Raw genomic sequence first — 25,733 nt, 5'->3', positions numbered from 1 at the left:
AACCTCACTGGCGCTGATCATCCAGCGTAACGCCTTTCGGTAGCGTAAAACTGAACTTTGCCGCATCCACATGGGTATTTTGCTGCCCTTTTAATTGATAAGCACTCTTTTGTCCATCCTGCTCAATAGCAGAAAATTTTTGGATAGTGCCATCCGTCGTGACGGTAATCGAGAAACGTTTCAGATTACCAGTGACATTATTCGGCGTCAGTTCAAAATCATTCCCTTGCTGGCTAATTTTATATTGGGACCAATCTTTAGCATCGTTACGAGTAATTAACATAAACGGCGTGTTACCTGTAGCATCTTTCAACCAATTAGCCGTTACCTGCTCAACAAATGGATTATAAAACCACAATGTTTTACCATCCGATACCAAGACGCTTTCATCAGGTGATGTCATATGCCAGTTAAATAGGTTTGGTCGTTTAACCCACAATTGCCCTTCACCTTCCTGAATTGTTGCTCCATCATCACTGGTGACGGTTTGAGTAAAGCTGGCATGAAAACTGTTTACTTTACCCAAACGCTCCTGCAAATCCTTGCTGGCATTTGCCCATACCGCATTGATACTCATGCCAGCCATTAAACAACCAATCAATATCAGCTTTTTCATATCAGAGATACCTTTCTCAATGTTATTACTTCACGTGATTTATTATCAGGGTCTTCAACGTTCAATATTCACTATACCCTATGGATTTCAAGATGCATCGCGACGGCAAGGAAGCGAATCCCCGGGAGCATAACGAACTATGTCACCGGGGTGAGCGAGTGCAGCCAACAAAGAGGCAACTTGAAAGATAACGGGTATATCAGCTCTCATGTGGCGGTGGAGCTAATACTTCACGATTACCATTATGACCCGGAGCACTGACAATCTGCTGTGCCTCCATCTGTTCCACAATACGCGCCGCTCGGTTATAACCAATACGGAATTGGCGCTGGACACCAGAAATCGAAACTCGTCGTTTTTCCGTTATGAATTGAACTGCCTGATCAAACAGGGCGTCTAGCTCTTCATCGCTGTCAATGCCTAAGCCACCTTCAGCATCATCACCACCACTGAGAATGCTATCAATATACTCTGGACGACCACGAGCTTTCCAATCATTAACCACTTCATGAACTTCCTGATCCCGAACAAATGCACCATGTACACGCACCGGAATTGAGGAGTTTGGCGCCAGATAAAGCATATCCCCCATGCCCAACAGGGATTCAGCGCCGCCTTGATCAAGGATGGTGCGGGAATCAATTTTGCTGGAAACCGTAAAGGCAATACGAGTCGGAATATTCGCTTTAATCAAGCCGGTAATAATATCGACAGATGGGCGTTGAGTCGCCAGAACCAAGTGGATACCAGCCGCACGCGCTTTCTGTGCTAATCGGGCAATCAGCTCTTCAACTTTTTTACCGACGGTCATCATTAAGTCAGCAAATTCATCTACCATAACAACAATATACGGTTCTTTTTTCAGCACCGGATGAGTAACATCCATGCTGTCACCCGGCTTCCAGAATGGATGAGGAATTGGGCGTCCCATCTCTTCTGCCTGCTTAACCTTTTCGTTATAACCCGCCAAATTACGCACACCCAATGCAGACATCAGTTTATAACGGCGTTCCATTTCACCGACACACCAGCGCAGTGCATTAGCAGCATCTTTCATATCAGTAACAACTTCGGTTAACAGATGCGGAATACCTTCATAAACCGATAACTCCAACATTTTTGGGTCAATCATAATAAAGCGGACATCCTCTGGTTTTGCTTTATAGAGGATACTGAGGATCATGGCGTTGACACCAACAGATTTACCCGAACCGGTTGTACCCGCCACCAGCAAGTGCGGCATTTTACCTAAATCAGCGACAACCGGCTGGCCGCCAATATCTTTACCCAACACAATTGTCAGTGGTGACGGATTATCGCGGAATTTTTCACAATCCAATACTTCACGCAAATAGACCGTCTGGCGCTTTTTATTCGGCAATTCCAAGCCAACATAAGGTTTACCCGGAATTACTTCAACAATACGCACAGCGACCGCTGATAGAGAACGTGCTAAATCTCTTGATAAGTTGGAAATACGTGAGGCTTTAACACCCGGAGCCAAATCCAGTTCAAACCGGGTAATCACCGGACCGGGTGAAAAACCCACAACATCAGCTTTAACTCGATAATCACTCAGACGCGCTTCAATCAAACGGGACGTTTGCTCAAGGGCAAACATATCAATGGGTTCTTCTTCCGCTAAAGGACTGGTTAGCAGATCGAGCGAAGGCATTGGTGTCGTTGGTTTTGGCAACGGTTGATCGTTACGAACTAAAAACGGATGGAATAAGCTATCTTGCTGCGGTTGCTGCGGTTGCTGCGGTTGCTGCGGTTGCTGCGGTTGCTGCGGTTGCTGCGGTTGCTGCGGTTGCTGCGGTTGCTGCGGTTGCTGCGGTTGCTGTACAACATTGTGTACAGGTGCTGACACAAAAGCAATTTCTGTGGGTCGTTCTGATTGATTTTCCGGTGCTGATTGAGCAGAAGGCATAAATAACGGCTCTGCCGGCTCTTTTTCAACTAAATCTTCAACCGGTGAAAAGTTATTTAAAATCGATAAACTCTCCAGAGCAGAAAGCTCTTTTTTTTCCTGGTGACCTTGCGCCTGATAACGCTTATATTGCGGCTGCTCAACTGTCTGTTTGACAGTCTCTGTCGCTGTTTGAGCCCGTTTTTCCACCGAAGGCTCATTTTCCAGCTCAAATGGATTCTGTCTTATCTGAGGCTGGATTGGGGCCTGTTCTTCTGTATCCGTCGTAATACGATAACGCTCGCGCTGTTGTTCAAGAAACTGCTGACTCAGCAACGCTTCTTGCTGTTTATCAGACTCAATATCATCATCCGCTCCACCTGCTTGTTGTTTGACCTCTTCTTCACGCTGTTGTTCTGCAAGACGTTGTGAAGGCACTTTAATGCCATACAGTTCACGGCGGGTTGGAATACGGACAGGATTAGGACGGGGTAGTTCTGGCCCGATTCCTTGCTTAACCTGAGAGTTGCCTGTTATAACCGTTGCAGAGGTTGAGGTTGCTGCTACAACATTTTTTGGTTCTGTTTCAGGCATAAAAGTGAAGGTGTCGCTGCTATTCCGGCTATTTTCGACGGGCTCAAATGTTGGCGTCGCTTCACGATTAAATTCAGATATAGGTTCAAAATGGTACTCAGCAGGCGTTTCAAATACATAACGAACAGGTTCGTCATTATTCTTTTCGCTCTCTTCTACTAATGACTGAGGCCGTGCAATATCATCGGATGTATTAACCAGAATTTCAGGTTCAGCATCAATATCAGCCATATTAGTGGTAGGAATATCTATTGGCTGTTCTTGTTCGATTTCTGCTTTCACCAATTCTGGTTCGTCCAGTTCAGCTTTTGCTAACTCTACGGCTGAAGGTACTGTAAATAGTACATCATCATGATCAATATCAGCCGCTGTAAATTCAAATTCTGTTTTATCATCGGCGGGATCTTCCCTCTCAATAGCCGTTTCACCGTATGGCATATATTCCTGTTCATTACGGCTACGATTGGTAATAAATCCTATTGCTCCCAGAATTACTGCTCCCGTTTTTTCAGCAATGGTTAACCATGACCAACCAGTAAATAACGTCAACCCAATTGCCCAAATACACAGCAAGACCAAAGTTGCGCCTAATTCATTAAACCAAGGCAACATCGCACGACTAAACAGACTGCCAATAATACCGCCGGAAGCAAAGTAATGGAGATCGTCAACATTCAGTGCCGCTAATCCACATGAAGTCAAAACGATTGCCAATGCGCCAATAACGCGCAAAGCCAACGCAAAGAAATCGACATACTCTCGGTCATCATGTTGCTTAAAAGCAGTCCAGCAACCCAATATCATCACTGGGGGGATGACATAAGCTAGAATGCCAAATGCAGAAAACAGCGTATCGGCCAGCCATGCACCCACACCACCACCCAAATTATGCACTGGCTCATGCCATGCAGTCTGAGACCAACTGGGATCAGAAGGGTTAAAACTGACAAGTGCGACCAGCAGATAAGCCGCTAGGATAACAATGACAAGCAATACAGCTTCTAACAGCCTGCGCCCACTACTCAGTCTCTTTAATTTAATATTTTTATCTTCTGTATATTCCTGGCTCAAGAAAGGCTCTCCAGGTTTCCTGTTGATTTAACGGAACAACGCCGAGATAGCTCAGCGTTGAAACTGTATGCATAAACAGGAGTGTACCTAAATTTTTCCAGTTTTGCACCTGTACATTTTTGGTAAGATTTTAGCGAGTCTTAATGACCAGACGATTGCTCTGCTTAACTTCTTCCATCACAACATATGTGCGGGTGTCATTAACACCTGGCAAACGCAACAAAGTTTCGCCTAGCAACTTACGATAAGCTGACATGTCTGGTACGCGAGTTTTCAATAGATAGTCGAAATCACCAGAAACTAAGTGGCATTCCTGAATCTCTTCCAATTTTTGTACAGCAGCGTTGAATTGTTCAAAAACATCTGGAGCACCACGGTTTAAGGTAATTTCAACAAATACCAGCAAAGATGCATCCAAATAGTGAGGATTCAGCAATGCCGTGTATCCAGTAATAAACCCTTGGCGTTCCAGACGACGAACACGCTCCAGACACGGAGTTGGAGACAAACCTACCCGTTTAGACAGTTCTACATTAGAAATTCGCCCATCTTTCTGTAGCTCATTTAGGATATTACGATCTATGCGATCAAGATCTTTTCCCGGACGTTTTTTATTATCTATCATTTTGTTGATCTCTCTTTATTTTCCTACACCCATAACATTTTCCCCTATCTCTTGAGTTTGAGTTGGAAAAGATGTCTTAAAGTTAAAGCCTCGCTCTATCAGCGTAAAGCAACCCACAGGCCATTTTTTTAATGCTACACTAGAGGGAATTATCCGCATGTCGATTTTTATAGAAACGAATTTAGCGAGGTGGATAATTATCTCTTACAGTGATGTTTTCGCAAATGCACAGCCGATTGTCAAAGTAAATGAGCAAAAATCAGAACAACCTGTGGAACAAATTTTCAGTTAATCGTTTCGATAGTCTATCATTAATTAAAAACGAGCAAATAAAACCCAAACAGCACTAAAAGGACACTTTTCTCAGGTTAAAATCATTGTTAGTTAATATCTATCGGTAAAATCGTTAGTAACATGAGTCTTTTAACTTTTTTTACCCTCCTATTTCTCCTACAATCGTTCGATATTCGATAGGTGATAAATGGAAATGAGGTATTCATGAGCGCCGCCAAACACCACAAACTCATTATTCTTGGCTCCGGTCCAGCAGGCTATACCGCTGCGGTTTATGCTGCCCGAGCAAATTTAAATCCGGTTCTTATTACCGGGGTTGAAAAAGGCGGTCAATTGACTACAACCACCGAGGTCGAAAACTGGCCGGGCGATCCTGAAGATTTGACCGGCCCAGGGTTAATGGAGCGCATGCACCAACATGCTGAAAAATTCCAAACTGAAATCATTTCTGACCATATTCAAAAAGTTGATCTGCAAAACCGGCCTTTACGCCTTTATGGTGATGAACAAGAATATACCTGTGACGCACTGATTATCGCAACAGGTGCTTCTGCCCGTTATTTAGGTTTACCTTCTGAAGAGGCATTCAAAGGGCGTGGTATTTCAGCCTGTGCAACTTGTGATGGTTTCTTTTATCGTAACCAGAAAGTCGCCGTTGTTGGCGGTGGTAATACTGCGGTAGAAGAGGCCTTATATCTGGCAAATATTGCAGCGGAAGTTCATCTAATTCATCGCCGTGATACATTCCGTTCAGAGAAGATCTTGATCAGTCGCCTGATGGATAAAGTCAAAAATGGCAATATCATCCTGCACACCGATCGTATTCTGGATGAAGTACTCGGTGATGATATGGGCGTTACCGGTGTTCGCCTACGCGATACCCAAAGTGGCGCTACAGAAGAATTGGCGGTTACCGGCACCTTCATTGCTATCGGCCATACTCCCAATACCGCTATCTTTGAAGGCCAATTAGAACTGGATAATGGTTACATCAAAGTTCAATCCGGTTTACAGGGTAACGCCACTCAGACCTCCATTCCCGGTGTATTCGCCGCCGGTGATGTCATGGATCATACCTACCGACAGGCAATTACGTCCGCCGGTACAGGTTGTATGGCAGCCCTTGACGCAGAACGTTTCTTGGATGGGCTAGCCGCTAAATAAATTCTTTTTCTTTCAAGGCGCTATTTCGGTAGCGCTTTTTAACATGTAACATATCAGCAGGATGTTGACACATAGGATATGTCCAGCCTTTTGGTACACCATTACCCTCACCTGTTAAATTAGAATTTTTCCTTATGGACAAAATAAGACAGTATGAATTGGTTCGCTGGCTGAAACAGCAAAGTGCCCCGGCCCAACGCTGGCTCCGCCTGTCCATGTTATTTGGCTTAATCAATGGATTATTGATTATTGCTCAAGCTTGGCTACTGGCCTCAATTCTGCAAGCTTTAATCATGGATAATCTTCCACGCGAGCACATCACGAACGAATTTTGGTTGCTAGCAGCCGCCTTTGTGTTACGCGCTATCATCAGTGCCATTCGGGAACGAATCGGTTTTATCTGTGGCAAAGTCGTGCGTCAGAAAATCCGCGCTATGGTATTGGATAAGCTGGAACAACTTGGCCCAATGTGGGTTAAAGGTAAACCAGCCGGTAGCTGGGCAACCATTATTCTTGAGCAGATAGAAGATATGCAGGATTATTATTCCCGCTATCTGCCACAGATGTCTCTCGCCGTCATAATCCCTATTCTTATTCTGATCACCCTATTCCCTGTTAACTGGGCTGCCGGGCTAATTTTATTCGCTACTGCTCCCCTGATCCCGCTGTTTATGGCGCTGGTTGGTTTAGGCGCCGCAGACGCTAATCGGCGTAATTTTGTCGCACTAGGGCGATTAAGCGGTAATTTTCTTGATAGGTTACGTGGGTTAGAAACGTTGCGCTTGTTTTATCGCGGCAAAGTAGAAACACAACAAATCAACGAATCCACCGAAAACTTCCGTTGCAGAACGATGGAAGTGCTGAGATTAGCGTTCCTTTCTTCTGCGGTGCTGGAGTTCTTTGCTGCCATTTCTATTGCCGTTGTCGCTGTCTATTTCGGTTTCTCCTATTTGGGGGAGCTTAATTTTGGCAGTTACGGGATGGGCGTTACCCTGTTTGCCGGTTTTCTGGTGTTAACCCTCGCCCCAGAATTTTTTCAGCCATTACGCGATCTGGGTACTTATTATCACGCTAAAGCACAGGCGATTGGGGCCGCCGAAGCATTAGTGACTTTATTGAGCAGTGATGGTGAATATGCGCCTGCCGGTGGTGATAAAACACTTCCCCCCCAAGATCCGTTGACCATCATTGCTAATAATCTGGAAATTTTGGCCCACGACGGCAACCGGCTTGCTGGCCCGTTGAATTTTACTATAGAGAAAAATCAACGAGTGGCATTAGTTGGTCAAAGTGGAGCAGGTAAAAGTTCCCTCTTGAATTTATTGTTAGGGTTCCTGCCCTATCGTGGTTCAATACAAATTAATGGCACTGAACTGTGTGAGTTGGATCAACAGAGATGGCGTGATCAACTGAGCTGGGTTGGACAAAATCCACATCTGCCTGAGCAGACTTTGCTTGATAATATTCGTCTGAACCAACCTAATGCCAATCAACAACAAATCCATCAGGTTATGGAACAAGCATACGTCACTGAATTTATTCACGATTTACCCGATAGACTGAATACCATCATCGGTGATAATGCAGCACGATTATCCGTTGGTCAGGCCCAACGTATCGCTGTTGCCCGTGCCCTATTGAAACCTTGCCGGTTATTATTACTGGATGAGCCTGGCGCTAGCCTGGATGCGCATAGCGAACAACAGGTGATGAAAACACTCAATCAGGCATCTCATCATCAGATGACCCTGTTAGTTACCCATCAATTGGAAGAAACGCTGGAATATGATCAGATTTGGGTCATGGAAAAGGGGTTGATTATTGAACAGGGAGATTACCAATCGCTAAGCCAATCTCAAGGGGTATTCACCCGCCTGTTATCCCATCGAAGTGAGGAGCTGTAATTATGCGGGTATTGCTTCCTTTTCTGGCGCTCTATCGCCGTCATTGGTTTCTTATCAGTTTAGGCATGGTTCTGACCATTGTTACACTACTCGCCAGCATAAGTTTGCTGACCCTCTCTGGCTGGTTCCTTGCAGGCGCAGCACTAGCAGGTCTTACCGGTTATACATTCAACTATATGCTACCGGCGGCCGGTGTCCGTGGCTCAGCCATTCTTCGAACTGCCGGGCGCTATGCTGAACGGTTGGTTAGCCATGATGCCACTTTCCGGGTATTGGCACATTTACGGGTTTTTGCCTTTCAGAAAATTTTGCCACTTTCACCGGGAGGAATAGCTCGTTTTCGCCAAGGAGAATTATTAAACCGACTAGTTGCTGATGTTGAAACATTGGATCATCTCTATTTACGGGTGATTTCGCCGATATTATCAGCTCTTATCGTTATCATGGTCCTCACTTTCGGCCTTGGCTTTCTGGATCTCACATTAGCCTATACCCTTGGCGGTATTATGCTGGCTCTGTTGATCCTGCTGCCATCAATATTTTATAACGCAGGTAAATCCGTTGGCCGCAATCTGACTATTCTGCGTGGTCAATACCGCACCCAACTCACAGCGGCATTGCAAGGACAAGCTGAATTGATGGTATTCGGTGCTGCTGGCCGTTTCCGCAAGTCAATGGCTGATATTGAGTCACGTTGGTTAAGACATCAGCAACAGCAAGCGAACCTAACCGGCTTGTCACAGGCAGTCATGATTTTTGCCACCGGTATGACCGTTACATTGATTTTATGGCTGGCAGCGAACGGTGTGGGAGGAAACAACCAGCCGGGGGCATTAATCGCACTGTTCGTCTTCTGTTCTCTTGCCGCATTTGAAACTCTGGGCCCTGTCACTGTTGCATTCCAACATCTAGGTCAGGTCATTACCTCTGCAACCCGGGTTTCTCAATTGATGCAACAAGAACCGGAAGTAACGTTTCCTACATCAGGGCCGGAAAGTTCAGCTCAAGCCAGTATTGATATCAAAAATATCAGTTTCACTTATCCTGATCAGCCAATGGCCGTCCTGAAAAATGTTTCTCTCTGCTTGAAAGCAGGGGAACATGTCGCGCTGTTAGGCAAAACCGGTTGTGGTAAATCTACCTTGCTACAATTATTGACCCGGGCCTGGGATATTGATTCAGGATCAATCTGTCTGAATCAGCATTCTATTACTGCTTATGACGAATCAACTCTGCGCAGTATGATATCGGTTGTTTCACAACGTGTTCATGTGTTCAGTCATACTTTACGACAGAATTTATTACTGGCAAAACCAAATGCAACCGATAATGAACTAGAAATTGTGCTGAAACAGGTAGGTTTAAGCAATCTACTGGAAACCAATGAGGGACTAAACTGCTGGATGGGTGAAGGCGGTCGTCAGTTGTCAGGCGGTGAACAGCGCCGCATGGGAATTGCCAGAGCGCTACTGCACTCGGCGCCACTGATGTTACTGGATGAACCTACGGAAGGACTCGATGCGGATACTGAACAACAAATTCTATCTCTATTGCGTCAGCATTGTCAGCATAAGTCACTGATTATTGTCACCCACCGCCTGTACGGGCTTGACCATATGGACCGTATTTACGTCATGGATGGCGGCACTATTATTGAACAAGGGCAGCATAATGAATTACTGGCTCAGCAAGGTCGCTATTATCAGTTTTATCAGCGGCCACATCAGATTCGTCTTGAACCGGGGCAGTAACACACGATGCCAATAATTCAACTGAATACTGATTCATATGATTTTCCTCACCCGAAAGAAGCACTAACGGAGCCTAACGGCCTACTGGCAGTCGGGGGAGATTTATCCGCTAAGCGATTAAATGCAGCCTACCATCAAGGTATTTTTCCCTGGTTTTTACCCAGTGAAATGCCACTTTGGTGGTCCCCTGATCCGCGTGCGGTGATCATTCCGGGTGAATTGCATATCGGCCGAACCCTACGCCGGTTTCTGCGCAATCCCCCATACCATATTACGGTGAATCATGCTTTTGAACAGGTGGTTCATTTCTGTGCTCAACGGCAGGAAGGAACATGGATAGGCAAGGATATTCAACAAGGTTATAAAAAATTATATCAGATAGGACAAGCGCATTCAGTAGAAGTCTGGCACAATGAGCGGATTGTTGGTGGTTTGTACGGTGTCAGCGTTGGCACACTATTCTGCGGTGAGTCTATGTTCAGCAGAATGGAGAATGCATCCAAATGTGCGTTCATTGCCTTCTATCGCCATTTTCTGCGACACGGTGGTGAACTACTGGATTGCCAAGTGCTTAACCATCACACAGCTTCACTGGGTGCAAAAGAGATCCCTAGGGAAGAATTTATTCAGTATCTTTATCAATTCAGAAATCGGTCATTAAAACCTGGTTGCTGGTTACAACAAGTACTGGAATTATAATCAACATTTGACCGATTCATGTTGCTGATAACATAAATATCACTATGCACTATTTGCAAAATAACGGGTTAAAATACAACATTCCTTTACATAATGAGGGTTTTTCGGCATTATCTTGCCCGTTAAAAACGATGGTTATTAAACTTAGAGGATTAGATGGCCAAAGAAGACAATATTGAAATGCAAGGTACTGTGCTAGACACACTACCAAACACTATGTTCCGCGTTGAATTAGAAAACGGGCACGTAGTCACTGCTCACATTTCAGGTAAAATGCGTAAAAACTATATTCGCATCCTGACAGGCGACAAGGTTACAGTTGAGCTGACCCCATATGACCTGAGCAAAGGCCGTATCGTCTTCCGTAGCCGCTGATTCATTACCGTTTTCAGATATTACACCACAGGTAGCAACTTTGTATTTAACAACGTTGTATTCACCTGTGGTGTCGCTCTTCTATTAGTGCACTACATCTTCCGGCTTCTGCTTATAAGCATTGCTGAAATCGTAGGTCAGTATGCGTTTTGCCTTATCCAAACCAATACTCACCGAGCCACCGTGAACTAATGAGCCGAATAGGAGTTCATTTGCCAACGGTTTTTTCAAGCTATCCTGAATAACCCGCGCCATTGGACGAGCACCCATTGCTTTATCATAGCCTTTATCACATAGCCATTGACGAGCATCCGCACTGACCTCCAGCGAAACGCCTTTGTCATCCAATTGTGCTTGCAAGGCGACAATGAACTTATCAACTACCTGTTGAATGACTTCAATAGAAAGCGTATTAAACCAGATGATACCATCAAGACGGTTACGGAATTCCGGTGTAAACACTTTCTTAATTTCTTCCATTGCATCGGAGTTGTTATCCTGCTGCTTAAATCCAATGGATTTGCGCTGTGTTTCACGTACACCCGCATTCGTTGTCATGACTAAAATGACATTACGAAAATCCGCTTTGCGCCCGTTGTTATCAGTCAGAGTACCGTTATCCATGACTTGCAATAACAGGTTAAATACATCTGGATGTGCTTTTTCAATCTCATCAAGCAGCAATACTGAATGAGGATGTTTAATCACAGCATCCGTCAGCAATCCTCCTTGATCAAAACCAACATATCCCGGTGGTGCGCCAATTAAACGACTTACTGTATGGCGTTCCATATATTCTGACATATCAAAACGCAATAATTTGATATTCAACACCTTAGCAAGCTGTACGGTGACTTCCGTTTTCCCTACGCCTGTCGGACCTGCAAGTAGGAAAGAACCCACCGGTTTATTATCCTGCCCCAACCCTGCACGACTCATCTTAATGGCTTCGGTCAATGCCGCAATCGCGGTATCCTGACCGAATACCAACATTTTCAGCCGCTCATCCAGCGTTCTTAGGACATCTTTATCACTGGCAGAAACGGTTTTTTCAGGAATCCGGGCAATCCGGGCAACAACGAATTCAATATCCGACACATTAATCGTTTTTTTACGGCGACTAATCGGCACCAGACGAGTACGCGCCCCAGCTTCATCGATCACATCGATCGCCTTATCCGGTAAGTGGCGATCAGTAATGTATTTCACCGATAAATCAACCGCAGCACGGATAGCTTTCGTGGTATAACGTACATCATGGTGCGCCTCATATTTTGGCCGCAACCCTCTAATAATCTGTACCGTCTCTTCGGGTGAAGGTTCAACAATATCAATCTTCTGAAAACGACGCGCTAATGCCCGATCTTTTTCAAAAATATTACTGAATTCATGATAGGTCGTAGAACCAATCACTCTGATACGTCCACTGGATAACAATGGCTTAATCAGATTAGCCGCATCAACCTGCCCCCCTGACGCAGCCCCCGCACCGATAATGGTATGGATTTCATCTATAAATAGAATACTTTTTCTATCCTGCTCAAGGGTTTTTAACAATGCTTTGAAGCGCTTCTCAAAATCGCCACGATATTTAGTTCCCGCTAGCAATGAACCAATATCCAGCGAATAAATCGTACAATCTGCCATCACTTCCGGTACATCTTTTTGCACAATCCGCCACGCCAGCCCTTCTGCAATAGCTGTCTTACCAACCCCCGATTCTCCGACCAACAATGGGTTGTTTTTTCGACGGCGGCACAATATCTGAATTGTTCTTTCTAACTCATCCTGGCGGCCAATCAATGGATCAATCTGTCCTCTTTGAGCGAGTTGATTAAGATTAGTTGTAAAATTTTCCAACCGATCCTCTCCTGTAAGCTGCTCTTCTGCTGATTGCGTGCCTGTCTCCTGATGATCCGATTCCGAGTCCTCTTTTTGAGTTCCGTGAGAAATGAAATTAACCACGTCCAGACGACTCACATCATGTTTACGCAGCAAATAAGCCGCTTGAGACTCCTGTTCGCTAAAAACAGCCACCAGCACATTAGCACCAGAGACCTCTGAACGCCCAGAGGATTGAACATGAAATACCGCGCGCTGAAGAACACGTTGGAAGCTCAACGTTGGCTGAGTCTCCCGCTCATCATTTTCAGGTAACAACGGTGTCGTTTGTGAAATAAAATTCTCCAGCTCCTTACGCAATTGAGCCAGATTGACCTTGCAGGCTTCCAATGCTTCACGCGCTGATGAATTACTTAACAACGCCAGCAATAAGTGCTCCACGGTCATAAACTCGTGTCTGTTATCCCGTGCTTTAGCAAAGGCGATATTAAGACTAAGTTCAAGCTCTTGATTGAGCATAAGCACCTCCCCCTAAAAATCAGTATACCTGGTCAAACTTTTTCCAGCGTACAAAGTAATGGATGCCCATACTCCCTGGCATACATATTTACCTGGGCTGCTTTAGTTTCTGCCACCTCAGCAGTATAAACCCCACAAACAGCCTTCCCTTGATAATGGACATCCAACATTAATTGCGTTGCCCGTTCAATATCATAAGAAAAGAACTTTCGTAATACGTCAACTACAAACTCCATCGGAGTGTAATCATCATTGTTAAGAATGACCTGATACATCGACGGCGGCTGCAATTTTTGCTGTCGCTCATCCTTAATAGATTCCTTACTTTTCAAACTATTATGATACTCGTTCATTATTTTCCCAACGGATTAATCTCTAAAACCAGCCACTGCCAGCAAATAAATTATGTTGCCATTTATCTTATCATTATCTGGGCAACTCCTTTTACCACAGACTATTCCCCTATGAAAACTCGGCATAAAAGTGCATGAACGAAACTCATATCGTTATCTATATCAAACTTTAGTCATTCAAAACAACCAGACATTTGTTCTGTGCTTGACGAGAATTTGATTTTTACTACAGTATGTTTTGTGAACAAACATAGATAATGTCACTGTTTACATGTGATTGTTTACGACTGTTATATTAATGGCTCATCTCAACCGAAATCATTAAACGAGGGATGTAGAAGTATGGAGACAGGTACTGTTAAGTGGTTCAATAATGCTAAGGGTTTTGGGTTTATTTGCCCGGCAAGCGGCGGAGAAGATATATTCGCTCATTACTCAACCATTCAGATGGACGGTTACCGGACGCTGAAAGCGGGCCAAAAGGTGAATTTCAGCGTTCACCAAGGACCAAAGGGAAATCATGCCAGTATTATTGTTCCTCTTGAAAACGAACCCAAAGGCTAAATAGCCTGGCCTGTGGGTCATAACCAGGTATTATTTTCATACGCCGCAGGCAATTACCTGCGGCGTCATATTATTTCCGCTTATTCTCTTGCCAACGCTTCGATTGGATCAAGACGAGCAGCATTACGGGCCGGCAGAAATCCAAATATCACCCCAATTGCGGTAGAACAGGCGAAAGCACTGAGTAAAGCAACAGGCTGGAAAACAAAACTCCAGCCAGGGAGCGCTAATTGAGCGATAAATGCAATCATATAAGAGAGTGCAATGCCCAAAACGCCACCAACCAGACAAACCAAAATAGCTTCTATCAGAAACTGCTGCATCACATCACTGGTTCTTGCGCCTACTGCCATACGGATGCCGATCTCTCTTGTACGTTCAGTTACTGAAACCAACATAATATTCATGACACCAATACCGCCAACTATCAGTGAAATAACCGCCACCAGCGTCAAAAACAGTTGTAAAGTATGGGCTGTTTTTTCCGCTGCTTTTACCATCATGTCCACGTTATAGGTAAAAACATCCTTTTTGCCGTGGCGCAAAGTGAGCAATTGAACTATCTTCTTTTCTATATCCTTAGAGTTATAATCATCCTTTATTCTGACAGTAATTGAATCCAGATAATGCCGGTTTATCAGACGGCTAGTCATCGTGCTATGAGGCAACCAGACATGCAATGATTTGCTACTGCCAAATGCAGCTCTCTTATCAGATATCACTCCCACAATTGTGGCCGGCATATTACCCACCAAAATCACCTCCCCAATCACCTTTTTCTGGTGAGGAAACAATTTACGCTGAGTATTTTTATCAATAACCACAACTTGCCCCTGACGGCGTATCATATCCAATGAAAACCCCATTCCCTGAGCAAAACGCAGAGCATAAACCTGAAAAAATTCATCACCAACGCCAGTCACTCTCGAAGCAACATCAATGTTCCCTTTACGAAGGCGCATTTGCCCCTCAATTTCTGGTGAAACCGCCAAAATATAGGGTTGCGCTTTAATCGCGTCTGCATCCTCTATTTTCAGCGCTTGCATACTGACCGGATCATCAAAGCCAAAATCTTCTCCCGGATAAATATCAATGGTGTTCGTCGCAATCTCTTTAATATCGGATAACACCGATGCCCTGGCAGCATCTCCGATAACCAAAATAGTCACGACAGAAGCAATACCAATGATGATCCCCAACATGGTCAGTAACGTTCGCATCTTGTTGGCAACCATCGCCCGCCATGCCATGAATAAAGCTTCATTAAACCGCCCAAGGGTCTGGCGTATCGAAGATATTTTTGATGTTAACGACGGAGTTTGAGTGACTTTTCTACCCCTTTGCGTGCCGGAATCACTCATAATATGACCATCCTTGATCTCAATAACCCGCTGTGCCTGCGCTGCGATTTTCGGATCATGAGTGACAATAATGACGGTATGCCCTTGTTCACACAGTTGTTTGAGGATCGACATCACCTCTTCGCCAGAATAGCTATCCAACGCTCCCGTTGGTTCGTCGGCCAAAATGACCTGACCACCGTTCATCAACGCCCTGGCGATACTGACCCTCTGCTGCTGTCCACCAGAGAGCTGCCCCGGACGATAGCAGATTCTCTCTTCAAGCCCCAAACGACCAAGTAATTCTATGGCTCTCTGGCGACGTACCGCTTTAGAGGCTCCTGAGTAGATAGCAGGAATTTCCACATTCTGTTCAGCGGTCAAATGAGTTAGCAAATGATAACGCTGAAAAATAAAGCCAAAATGTTCCCGCCTTAGTGCTGCCAGTTCATCATCACTCAGTTCAGCAACATTCTGTCCTGCAACCCGATATTCACCCTGACTGGGTTTATCAAGACAACCAAGAATATTCATCAGTGTCGATTTACCCGAACCTGACGCGCCGATAATGGCAACCATCTCACCGGCATGAATAGACAAGGTGACATCATCCAGTACTTTTACCTGCTGCTCACCAGCGGGATAGCTGCGCTCTATACCTTTCAGCTCAAGTAACGCATCCATTACTCATCCTCGACTTCTTCACTATGACCAGTGATCACCTGCTCATGTTCTTTCAGGCCAGATAGAATCTGTACATTTACATCATTGCGCACACCAATGGTCACTTCTCGTTTCTCTTCTTTATCGCCATTCAAGATATCCACCTCATAGCGAGTTGGCGTAATCTGTTTACCCAGAGCAGAGATCGGGATCATTAACACATCACGATGGGAATCAAGCTGAATTTTCACTTGGGCAGTCATTTGCAAACGCAAAAGTTGCTGAGGATTAGCTACCTCAAAACGGGCATAGAAGAAAATGGCATCATTAATCTTTTCTGGCGTCGGCAAAATATCCTTCAACACCCCTGGAAAATTTTTATCCGGTGCGCCTAATACAGTAAAAGAGGCTTTCTGGCCCGGTTTCAGGTAAATAACATCGGCCTCTGACACTTCCGCTTTTACCAACATCGTTCCCAGATCAGCCAGCGTCAGAATAGTCGGGGCTTCCTGTGCCGCAATGACTGTTTGCCCCTGAAGGGTTTTGATATTGACAACGATACCATCCATTGGCGCGGTAATCCGGGTATATTGCAAATTAGTCTGAGCAGTATCAAGGCTGGCCTGATTTTTACTGATTTGCGCCAATAAAGTTTCTACCTTCGCTCTTTTTACTTCAACATCCGTTTTAGCCTGATCCAATTCCTGGAGTGAGACCGCCTGTACTTTTGCCAGATTGTTCTGACGCTGTAATGTCACCTGCGCCAATGCCAATTGTGCCTTGGCTTCTATCAAATAAGCACTCAATTCTTTGATCGTGGCTTCAACTTCTTTAACCTGGTTTTGCGCAGGTTTAGGATCAATCAATGCCAATAATTGGCCTTCTGTCACCTTATCACCCACTTCAACATACAAATTCTGCAACTGACCACTTACCTGTGCGCCCACATCCACTTTTCTGACCGCATCCAATTTCCCCGTTGCCAGTACATTTTTTTCCAAATCGCCTTTAATAATAGAGACTGTCTGATATTTAATCGCTTCTGGCCTATACAGAAAATATCCCAGAACCAATGTGATAACGGTCACAATAGCTAACAATACAACCCATCGACGTTTCGAACGAATAAAATTCATTTAAATATCACCATATTAAGCATTGGATTCAGAAAAATAGTAAAAACTTATTTCTTGCAATACCACGAAAACCTGAGATTTCCACTCATTCCAGATAGATACCGTTCCCTTTACGTTTTATATCCACTGAAAGTTATTAATAACACACCCACCTTAAGAATAAAAAATTCTTTGAGCAACAATACATTTCACTCTATCCTGGCTATTCTCTTAATGTAAAAAAATTGTTATCTTTTATTTTTATAGTCTTTACAATCGATTTTTATACTGAATTTGGATAAAAAGACGTTAATCGTTTTAAAGGATGTTAATTATGTACTCTGGGTTGCTGATCATTCTTTTGCCGTTAACGCTAGGCTATCTTACCCATTTGAATAATAAGACACTGTTAAGTGCTGTTCATCACCTTCTTAACGCAATGGTCTATATCATCCTGTTTTTAATGGGAATCAGCTTGGCTTTGTTGGACGATTTAGGCCGTAACCTCTTCTCTATCTTTCAATATGCGATAACATTTTTTTTATGTATTTTTACAGCTAATATGCTAGCGTTATTCCTGCTTGAAAAACACGATCCTTGGATTATTAGTCCGCATAAACAGGAAAAACCCCCTTCCCGTTTACATATGATTTTTGAATCACTGAAATTATGTGGTGTACTGATTTTAGGTTTCCTATTTGGGCTCACTGGCTGGTCATGGCTGCACTTCTCCAATCATGCCAGTGAAATTGCCTTAATCGTTTTACTGTTGCTCGTCGGAATTCAATTACGTAATAACGGTATGAGCCTGAAACAGATATTGCTAAACCGCCGCGGTACCATTATTGCAATTGTCATTGCTGTCAGTGCGCTTACCGGCGGGGCTATCGCAGCACTTATTCTTGGGCTGCCAGTGAAAACAGGTTTAGCGTTGGCTTCCGGTTATGGTTGGTATTCCCTTTCTGGCATCTTACTTTCTGATGCTTACGGGCCGGTAATCGGTAGTGCTGCATTCTTTAATGACCTGGCACGCGAACTGGCAGCAATTATGCTAATTCCGATTCTAATCAATCGATATCGCTCAAGCGCTCTAGGATTAAGTGGTGCCACTTCGATGGATTTCACCTTGCCAGTATTACAACGGTGCGGGGGCGTCAGTATTGTTCCAGCAGCGATAGTTCACGGTTTCGTCCTGAGTTTGCTCGCACCTTTACTGATCGCATTCTTTACTTAACCAGAATTTGAGCCACAATAATACGTGATGTCATAAATAACAGTTCGGGCGTTTCATGGTCATAAATCGTCAACAGTGGTTACTTATCCTAATGCTGGCCCATTTGTGACCTATTCATCTTTTCGCAGTATGCCAATAGAATAAATAAGCCTTTGTTGACAAATTGCACTAAGGAGAGAATAGCGCACGTTAATCAGACATGTAATTGAAATATCAATTAATAATATTCTGTACATAAGATATTGCATAATTATGCTAACGGGTTTAGCATCGAACTAAATCACTGACTATTCAGAATTAAAGCATGAGTATTCAATTAAAAAGCATTGATTGCTATTACGGTGTCCATCAGGCACTGTTTGATATTAATCTTGAGTGTTCTTCAGGGGAAACGATGGTTTTGCTAGGGCCAAGTGGTGCAGGTAAAAGTACATTGTTACGAGTACTAAACCTGCTGGAAATACCACGATCCGGCCAGTTGCATATTGCTAATCATCAATTCGATTTCGAACAAACACCAGGAACAAAGGAGATTCGTTCTCTACGCCAGAATGTAGGTATGGTTTTTCAGCAATATCACTTGTGGCCACACCTTACTGTTATGGATAACCTGATCGAAGCGCCTTGTCGCGTACTGGGTTTATCCAAGCAACAAGCGCGGGAAAAAGCGGATAAGCTCCTTTCCCGTTTGCGCTTAGATGATTTTGCCGGCCGCTTCCCACAACATTTATCTGGAGGGCAACAGCAACGGGTTGCTATTGCACGAGCATTAATGATGGAACCACAAATTTTATTATTTGATGAACCAACGGCAGCGCTGGACCCAGAAATTACAGCACAGGTTGTCAATATCATCCATGAATTATCCGCTACGGGTATTACACAGATTATCGTTACCCATGAAGTGGAAATCGCCCGTAAGGCCGCAAGCCATGTCGTATATATGGAAAACGGCCACATTATAGAACAAGGTGATATCAGCCATTTTACCCAACCACAAACCAAAGCCTTTGCTAATTATCTATCACACTAACTATTAATAGGATATAGCGATGAAAAAACTACTTTTTGCAGCCCTCTTAGGCACAGTAGCTTTATCTGCAACCGCCACGGAAAAAGAGACCATTCGTTTTGCCACAGAAGCCACTTATCCTCCGTTTGAGTTCATCGATGCAAATAATAAAATTCAGGGTTTTGATGTCGATTTGGCCAATGCCATCTGTGAGAAAATTAATGCGACATGTACCTTCACTAACCAATCCTTTGACAGCCTGATCCCTAGCCTGAAATTCCGTCGCTTCGACGCTTTAGCCGCAGGTATTGATATTACCCCTGAACGCCAAAAGCAGGTTGATTTTACTAACACTTATTACGATAACTCCGCGGTTTTTATCTCCGTTAAAGGCAAAGTCTCCAGCACCGCAGAGCTGAAAGGCAAACTTGTGGGTATCCAGAATGGTACAACTCACCAAAAATACCTGATGGAACAACGAAAAGAGATTAAAACCGTTCCTTATGACAGCTATCAAAATGCGATTCTGGATCTGAAAAATGGCCGTCTGGACGCCGTTTTCGGTGACACTGCCGTTGTTAACGAGTGGCTGAAAAAGAATGAAAACTTAAGTACCGTAGGTAACAAAGTCACTGACAAAAATTACTTTGGTATCGGCTTAGGTATTGCAGTTCGTAAGGGTAACAAAGATCTACAAGATAAGCTGAATAAAGCACTCGCTGACATCAAACGAGATGGTACTTATGACATCATTTATAAAAAATGGTTTAAATAAGTAGCCGAATCTCTATGAATGAATTCCAATCTCTAACAAGCGCCGCCGGCATCACCGTCGGCCTTGCCGTGTCTGCATTAGTGCTTGGTCTGATTTTAGCTATGCTATTTGCTACTTGGGAATCAGCCCGTTGGAAACCCTTCGCCATACTTGGCACCTGTTGGGTCACTCTGTTCAGAGGATTGCCAGAAATTTTGGTCGTGCTGTTCGTTTACTTCGGCGCATCACAACTTCTCATGACACTGGCTGATGGCTTTGACATTAATCTTATCTTCTGGCACTCCAGAATTCAGATAGATATTCAAGACTTTTATGTCAGCCCATTCCTTTGTGGTGTCATTGCACTTTCCCTACTCTACTCTGCCTATGCATCCCAGACACTCCGTGGTGCGATAAAAGCCATTCCGGCCGGCCAATGGGAAGCCGGTCAAGCATTAGGTCTTGGTCGCGCTGAAATATTTTTCCGCCTGATCATGCCTCAAATGTGGCGACATGCTCTACCAGGGCTCGGTAACCAATGGTTAGTTTTGTTGAAAGATACCGCGCTGGTATCGCTTATCAGTGTGAATGATCTCATGCAACAAACCAAAAGTATTGCCACACGCACTCAGGAACCCTTTACCTGGTATATGATTGTGGCGCTTATCTATCTGGCTATCACTCTGATCAGTCAGTTTATTCTAAAGAAAATTGAGATGCATACCACTCGCTTTGATCGGAGTGCTCCCTGATGTTTGAGTATATTCAACAAATTTTACCAGGTCTGCAAACCAGTCTAAGCCTGACCGTCACAGCGCTTTTTGTTGCTTTCATGATGTCCGTCCTGTTCACTATGGTTCTGACCATGAAACTGCCAGTACTGACACAACTGGTAAAAACCTACATTACTCTGTTTACCGGTACGCCTTTGTTGGTACAGTTCTTTCTGATTTATTACGGGCCTGGGCAGTTTCCTTCCATAAAAGCGTACCCGTGGCTTTGGCAATTACTGTCTGAACCCTGGCTGTGCGCAATGGTAACGCTAGCGCTTAACAGTGCGGCATATTCTACTCTGCTATTCTATGGCGCAGTAAAGGCAATTCCTGCTGGTCAATGGCAATCCTGTCAAGCATTGGGCATGTCTAAAGCACAATCTATGCAGATCCTGCTGCCCTATGCTTTTAAACGGGCGTTATCTTCCTATTCCAACGAAGTTGTATTGATTTTCAAGAGTACTTCTCTCGCAAGTACTATTACTTTGCTGGAAGTAATGGGATACAGTCAGCTTCTATTTGGCCGCAATTATGATGTGATGGCTTTTATGGCCGCAGGGGTGATTTATCTATGTGTCAACGGTATCCTGACTTTGCTGATGCGGATGATTGAACGTCGTGCACTTGCTTTTGAGCGCCATGACTAAACGGGATAGGGCGTTCTCTTTTGGAACCCCATCCCCACACATCCTTTCGTTATTCAGTTATGATTTAATATCAATAACGCTAAAACTTCGTAATGTTCAGTATGAGGAAACATATCAAACAACTGTACCTTTTCTACACGATAGTTAGCTAGCGCAGCAATGTCTTTCGCCATTGTCTGAGCATTACAGCTTGAATAAAGAATATAATTCGTAGCCATTTTACTGAGATAATCGCACAACACCTTACCAATTCCCCGACGAGGCGGATTGACCAAAACCAATTGCGGAATTTGATCTTTTGCTACAGCAAAATGTGTTGAGTCCAAAGCTTGAAACTCGATGTTTTCCAAACCTAGTGTTTTCGCCGAATCGCGGGCACAATCAATGGCTTCTGAGCTGATTTCAATGCCGGTTAAACAGGTATTTTTATCTGCGCAATGCAGACCAAAACCCCCAACACCGCAGAATAGATCCCACATGCTACTGATTTTCAGTTCACGAACCCAACGCCCTGCTGTTGCATACAATTCAGAAGCCATTTTCGGGTTAGTCTGGAAAAAGCTATGTGGACGGATGTAAAGAGGAATGCCATTGAACTGTTCTTTCAGCGCCTTTTGTTCAGTAAACAGAATCTCTTTTTCCCCCTCCAAAATCGCCATATGGATTGGCTGAATATTGGCAGAGATCACCGTAAGCTGTGGCAATTGCTCACACAACCGAGGTAAAGCACGCTCCAGTTGAGCAATTTTTGTTTCAGAACGCAGTACAAAACGTAACATCATTTCACCGCTATGACGGCTTTCTGTCAGCAACAAATATTTCAGTTCACCCCGTTTACGAGCAACGTTATATGGCGTCAACCCGGCACAAGCAATGAACGATTTAACAACATCGAATACAGGCTGAAAATGCGCTGGATAGAGAGGACAATGACACAGATCAACCGCCGTGCCATCACGATACAACATGCCTAGCAATGGGCGTTCTACACTGCCACTGACGACCATTTTAGCTTTATTACGAAAGGCATCTTGTTGGCTGGCAATTGGAGGTAACCATTGCTTCACAATAGCTTGAGGTAATAACTGCTTTAAATTCTGCTGCTTATCTTCTAACTGCTGAGAATAGGGTTTTTCGAGCCACTGACAAGAGTGACAGTGCCCCGCAGAATAATGCGTACATTGCATTGTTGGATAACCGTGTTGAAAATATTAGTGCAAAGTAAAAGTCGGCGCCTTAGCAGAAACTTGTGATTCCTCTTCCTCTTCAATGTCACTCTCGATTTCGATATCACGATTAATATACAACAAGTTATTACTGTGAATTTCAAAAATCACTCCCGCAATCTGCTCTTCGCTTTGTTGCAAGAAATGAGAAAACTGGGAAAAAGTCAGCCCGGCTGAAACAAGGAAAGATTGGCACACCACCAATTTCGGTAGGTTTTCATCCTGAATATCAAGAAAAGCCTTGATTGTCAGCGAACTGGCATTAATCTGGCTTAGATTAGCCATCAAAGGAATAATGGCGGTTGGTTTAACTTCAGCCAACGCAGAAAACAAGATTACATTGTCCAACAGATCAATTTTAGCATCAAATAAACCATCAATATTCTGCATATGAGGTAGATGCAGCGCCTGGCATGAATCGCACTCAAAGTAGGAAATTTTGAGCTGATCCAACCACTCACGCAATACTGATAAGTCAGGAATGACAAGTGAACTCATCTAACAACCCCATACAACGGAAAATGAAAAAGCGCTATAGCTTACGAAATAATTCTTTATCGCGCCATCACCAATAACTGATAAATTATTTTTACTTACCGTTATCACTACCTTCTACCTTATTTTTGCTCTCTTTTTTATGATCAACATGATCAACTCCCAAAAAAGAGAGACCATACACTGCACGCCAAATGATATTAACCGCAGCAGGAACCAAACAACCTATGCCGATGAAAATCATAACAACATGTGCTTCTGGCGTCATTAGTAAATCTGTTAAGATGACAATATCATTAATAGTCAAATATGACAGGATTAAGCACAAAATTCCGACAATTTCTAGCAGGATAACCTGTTTTGGCATATCTGCCAATGAACTCATATTGCCTTGATGACTTTTCATCGCATCCTCTCTTAACAACCTGATGCTACATTATACTACCGGAAACACTGTTACCAAAATTGGTATGATGAATTAAAGCAAAAGGCAATTTCTGCTTTTTTTTACCGATCGATACAGGCATAGTAGCTATCAAATAAGCATGAGTAACACATCAAACCGCATTACTTTAATATAACCAAGAGGAGTTTATATGTTTACTGTGATTTTCGGTCGTCCTGGCTGCCCGTACTGTGTCCGCGCGAAAGAGCTGGCAGAACGACTGAAAGAGCAGCGTGATGACTTTGACTTCCGTTATGTTGATATTCACGCAGAAGGTATCGCTAAAGCTGATCTGGAAAAAACGGTTGGTAAACCCGTAGAAACTGTCCCGCAAATTTTTGTTGATGAGAAACATATCGGTGGCTGCACTGACTTCGAAGCGTATGTAAAAGAACACCAATTACTACAATAATCGAACTTCCTGTTTTACTTTCGCTGCGGTAAAAACCGCCATTGATTATTCGTCACAGTGGGCTCGGTTGATTTGTGCAAAAAATGTTATTTTCATCAAATTGAAAAAAATCTGTTTTTTTTCTTATCACGAAGAACTTTTTTGCCAAACCGTAGTCTGAATTAATGCCACTGCTTTTCTTTGATATCCCCATATTGAGGAACCCGATAGTTAATCCACTTTGGTTCAAGACTATCGGGTTTTTTTATTGCCTGAAAAGTATACCGTTCATAAACACATAACCGATTCTACAGATGATCAACCTATCAACCACCGATACTATCAACGCGCTGATCTAGAAATTATCATCATAAATATCAATGAATTGATTAGTTTTTGTCAGGATGACTGCCAAATATTCCCTTGGTGGAAATATAAACCAAAAATAAATAACACCAACAATTAAGAGAATTACGCTTTACTCTCAGGTCAGCCAACTTTACTCTCTTGCGTCCAACTATCATGATATACATAAGTGACTATATGTGAGGCCCGATTTGTTAGAACAAATAAATCATGATCTGTTTACCTTTTTCAATGCTACGCCTGAATCATCACCAGCCATGATTGCAATAGCGACGTTCATTGCAAAATACCTGGTTATTATTTTCCCTCTAATATTGGCTAGTTTCTGGTTCTGGGGTTCAGAGCGTACTCGCCCTTATCATCGGGTTATCGTCAGTAAAACCACCATTGCCTTCTGTTTTGCTATGCTAACCTCATACTGTATCGGTTTACTCTGCCCTCACGACCGCCCTTTTGCAGAAGGTTTTAGTTATAACTTTCTTCCTCACGCGCCAACAACCTCATTCCCAAGTCATCATGGAACAACCGTCTTCACTTTCGCTTTATCCTTTTTATTCTGGTATAGGATTTGGCCGGGCTTATGCATGATGGCAATTGCACTGGCAATTGCATGGGCCAGAGTCTATTTAGGCGTTCACTGGCCGATGGATATGGTCGGGGCATTTATCGTCAGCCTAATGGGATGCACTTTTGCACAAATAATATGGAGCCTGTCTGGTGAACGTTTACAAAAAAGATTGAACAGTCTGTACCAGCATTGCTGCGCTTTTCCTATCCGTAAAGGATGGATAAAAAGCTAGCAACATAAATGCAACTTAGCGACTTAAGATAAACGAACGCTATTTCAACCAAAGTCTTTTTATTAGAAATTATTGGCTAATTTTACATACCAAAATGGACATGAGTTAACCAGCAGGGTAATATCCTGTACCCTATTTAGCATTTATTTGCGCTTAAATTCAACTCAACGATTTTCATATAAATCAATAAAT

Annotated in this window: 23 protein-coding genes; 13 read left to right on the top strand and 10 right to left on the bottom strand. The window is 43.6% G+C overall.

Features of this window, described 5'->3' with window-relative positions:
* Positions 1 to 4: 4 nt before the first annotated feature.
* The 3 genes from lolA to lrp form a co-directional block, all read right to left on the bottom strand.
* Positions 5 to 616 carry an outer membrane lipoprotein periplasmic chaperone LolA gene (lolA, locus tag LGZ98_RS17730; RefSeq protein WP_262978354.1) on the bottom strand — a complete coding sequence of 204 codons (612 nt, stop codon included), beginning with the start codon at positions 614 to 616 and terminating at the stop codon, positions 5 to 7.
* 199 nt (positions 617 to 815) lie between these two features.
* The gene (locus tag LGZ98_RS17725; RefSeq protein WP_262978353.1) at positions 816 to 4,190 is read right to left on the bottom strand and encodes a DNA translocase FtsK 4TM domain-containing protein; all 3,375 of its coding nucleotides are present in this window, start codon (positions 4,188 to 4,190) and stop codon (positions 816 to 818) included.
* Positions 4,191 to 4,320: 130 nt separating this feature from the next.
* Positions 4,321 to 4,815: a leucine-responsive transcriptional regulator Lrp gene (lrp, locus tag LGZ98_RS17720; protein ID WP_011145896.1), complete on the bottom strand. Its 495-nt coding sequence runs from the start codon at positions 4,813 to 4,815 to the stop codon at positions 4,321 to 4,323.
* A 498-nt stretch (positions 4,816 to 5,313) separates the two neighbouring features.
* Here lrp and trxB point away from each other — a divergent pair, with 498 nt between their 5' ends.
* The 5 genes from trxB (at position 5,314) to infA (ending at position 11,002) form a co-directional block, all read left to right on the top strand.
* A complete protein-coding gene (gene trxB / locus LGZ98_RS17715; protein ID WP_228901126.1) occupies positions 5,314 to 6,273 on the top strand; it encodes a thioredoxin-disulfide reductase in 960 nt (319 codons plus the stop codon).
* A 134-nt stretch (positions 6,274 to 6,407) separates the two neighbouring features.
* Complete coding sequence (gene cydD, locus LGZ98_RS17710) at positions 6,408 to 8,177, top strand: heme ABC transporter permease/ATP-binding protein CydD (RefSeq protein WP_113042225.1); 1,770 nt, start codon at positions 6,408 to 6,410, stop codon at positions 8,175 to 8,177.
* A gap of 2 nt (positions 8,178 to 8,179) precedes the next feature.
* Entirely contained in the window at positions 8,180 to 9,928 is a 1,749-nt protein-coding gene (gene cydC, locus LGZ98_RS17705; protein WP_113042224.1) for a heme ABC transporter ATP-binding protein/permease CydC, read from the top strand.
* A gap of 6 nt (positions 9,929 to 9,934) precedes the next feature.
* Complete coding sequence (gene aat / locus LGZ98_RS17700) at positions 9,935 to 10,627, top strand: leucyl/phenylalanyl-tRNA--protein transferase (RefSeq protein ID WP_113042223.1); 693 nt, start codon at positions 9,935 to 9,937, stop codon at positions 10,625 to 10,627.
* 156 nt (positions 10,628 to 10,783) lie between these two features.
* A complete protein-coding gene (gene infA / locus LGZ98_RS17695) occupies positions 10,784 to 11,002 on the top strand; it encodes a translation initiation factor IF-1 (protein ID WP_002211347.1) in 219 nt (72 codons plus the stop codon).
* Between the two features lie 84 nt (positions 11,003 to 11,086).
* On the opposite strand, the gene clpA is transcribed toward infA, so the two are convergent.
* Both clpA and clpS read right to left on the bottom strand, forming a co-directional pair.
* A complete protein-coding gene (clpA, locus tag LGZ98_RS17690) occupies positions 11,087 to 13,363 on the bottom strand; it encodes an ATP-dependent Clp protease ATP-binding subunit ClpA (protein WP_113042222.1) in 2,277 nt (758 codons plus the stop codon).
* Between the two features lie 32 nt (positions 13,364 to 13,395).
* Entirely contained in the window at positions 13,396 to 13,716 is a 321-nt protein-coding gene (gene clpS, locus LGZ98_RS17685; protein ID WP_113042221.1) for an ATP-dependent Clp protease adapter ClpS, read from the bottom strand.
* A gap of 342 nt (positions 13,717 to 14,058) precedes the next feature.
* Between clpS and cspD the strand changes: the two genes are divergently transcribed.
* Positions 14,059 to 14,280: a cold shock-like protein CspD gene (cspD, locus tag LGZ98_RS17680; protein WP_036814644.1), complete on the top strand. Its 222-nt coding sequence runs from the start codon at positions 14,059 to 14,061 to the stop codon at positions 14,278 to 14,280.
* An 80-nt stretch (positions 14,281 to 14,360) separates the two neighbouring features.
* Here the strand turns inward: cspD and macB are convergent, their stop codons facing one another.
* Complete coding sequence (gene macB / locus LGZ98_RS17675) at positions 14,361 to 16,304, bottom strand: macrolide ABC transporter ATP-binding protein/permease MacB (RefSeq protein ID WP_113042220.1); 1,944 nt, start codon at positions 16,302 to 16,304, stop codon at positions 14,361 to 14,363.
* Positions 16,304 to 17,419 (bottom strand): macrolide transporter subunit MacA, encoded by a 1,116-nt coding sequence (gene macA / locus LGZ98_RS17670; RefSeq protein ID WP_113042219.1) that lies wholly within the window; start codon positions 17,417 to 17,419, stop codon positions 16,304 to 16,306. Before macA ends, macB begins: the two co-directional genes overlap by 1 nt.
* Positions 17,420 to 17,732: 313 nt before the next feature.
* Between macA and LGZ98_RS17665 the strand changes: the two genes are divergently transcribed.
* The 5 genes from LGZ98_RS17665 to artM all read left to right on the top strand — a co-directional run bounded on the left by LGZ98_RS17665 (position 17,733) and on the right by artM (position 21,818).
* Positions 17,733 to 18,632, top strand: a complete 900-nt coding sequence (locus tag LGZ98_RS17665; RefSeq protein ID WP_113042218.1) for a LysO family transporter — start codon at positions 17,733 to 17,735, stop codon at positions 18,630 to 18,632.
* A 304-nt stretch (positions 18,633 to 18,936) separates the two neighbouring features.
* Positions 18,937 to 19,665: an arginine ABC transporter ATP-binding protein ArtP gene (gene artP / locus LGZ98_RS17660; RefSeq protein ID WP_262978352.1), complete on the top strand. Its 729-nt coding sequence runs from the start codon at positions 18,937 to 18,939 to the stop codon at positions 19,663 to 19,665.
* A 19-nt stretch (positions 19,666 to 19,684) separates the two neighbouring features.
* A complete protein-coding gene (gene artJ / locus LGZ98_RS17655) occupies positions 19,685 to 20,419 on the top strand; it encodes an arginine ABC transporter substrate-binding protein (RefSeq protein WP_262978351.1) in 735 nt (244 codons plus the stop codon).
* Positions 20,420 to 20,433: 14 nt separating this feature from the next.
* Positions 20,434 to 21,150 carry an arginine ABC transporter permease ArtQ gene (gene artQ / locus LGZ98_RS17650; protein WP_262978350.1) on the top strand — a complete coding sequence of 239 codons (717 nt, stop codon included), beginning with the start codon at positions 20,434 to 20,436 and terminating at the stop codon, positions 21,148 to 21,150.
* Entirely contained in the window at positions 21,150 to 21,818 is a 669-nt protein-coding gene (gene artM, locus LGZ98_RS17645) for an arginine ABC transporter permease ArtM (RefSeq protein ID WP_113042214.1), read from the top strand. Before artQ ends, artM begins: the two co-directional genes overlap by 1 nt.
* Positions 21,819 to 21,871: 53 nt before the next feature.
* Here the strand turns inward: artM and rlmC are convergent, their stop codons facing one another.
* The 3 genes from rlmC to LGZ98_RS17630 all read right to left on the bottom strand — a co-directional run bounded on the left by rlmC (position 21,872) and on the right by LGZ98_RS17630 (position 23,945).
* Positions 21,872 to 23,005: a 23S rRNA (uracil(747)-C(5))-methyltransferase RlmC gene (gene rlmC, locus LGZ98_RS17640; protein ID WP_113042213.1), complete on the bottom strand. Its 1,134-nt coding sequence runs from the start codon at positions 23,003 to 23,005 to the stop codon at positions 21,872 to 21,874.
* A 24-nt stretch (positions 23,006 to 23,029) separates the two neighbouring features.
* Positions 23,030 to 23,542 carry a type III secretion system chaperone family protein gene (locus LGZ98_RS17635; RefSeq protein WP_113042212.1) on the bottom strand — a complete coding sequence of 171 codons (513 nt, stop codon included), beginning with the start codon at positions 23,540 to 23,542 and terminating at the stop codon, positions 23,030 to 23,032.
* Between the two features lie 91 nt (positions 23,543 to 23,633).
* A complete protein-coding gene (locus LGZ98_RS17630; protein WP_113042211.1) occupies positions 23,634 to 23,945 on the bottom strand; it encodes a YbjC family protein in 312 nt (103 codons plus the stop codon).
* Positions 23,946 to 24,135: 190 nt separating this feature from the next.
* On the opposite strand from LGZ98_RS17630, the gene LGZ98_RS17625 reads away from it, so the two are divergent.
* Together LGZ98_RS17625 and ybjG are read left to right on the top strand one after the other, a co-directional pair.
* Entirely contained in the window at positions 24,136 to 24,396 is a 261-nt protein-coding gene (locus LGZ98_RS17625) for a GrxA family glutaredoxin (protein ID WP_113042210.1), read from the top strand.
* A 536-nt stretch (positions 24,397 to 24,932) separates the two neighbouring features.
* Positions 24,933 to 25,541, top strand: coding sequence for an undecaprenyl-diphosphate phosphatase (gene ybjG, locus LGZ98_RS17620; protein WP_262978349.1), 609 nt, complete (start codon positions 24,933 to 24,935; stop codon positions 25,539 to 25,541).
* Positions 25,542 to 25,733 lie beyond the last annotated feature (192 nt).

The organism is Photorhabdus kayaii (assembly GCF_025384895.1).
Classification (GTDB): domain Bacteria; phylum Pseudomonadota; class Gammaproteobacteria; order Enterobacterales; family Enterobacteriaceae; genus Photorhabdus; species Photorhabdus kayaii.
This window is presented reverse-complemented; position numbering and strand designations above follow the sequence as displayed.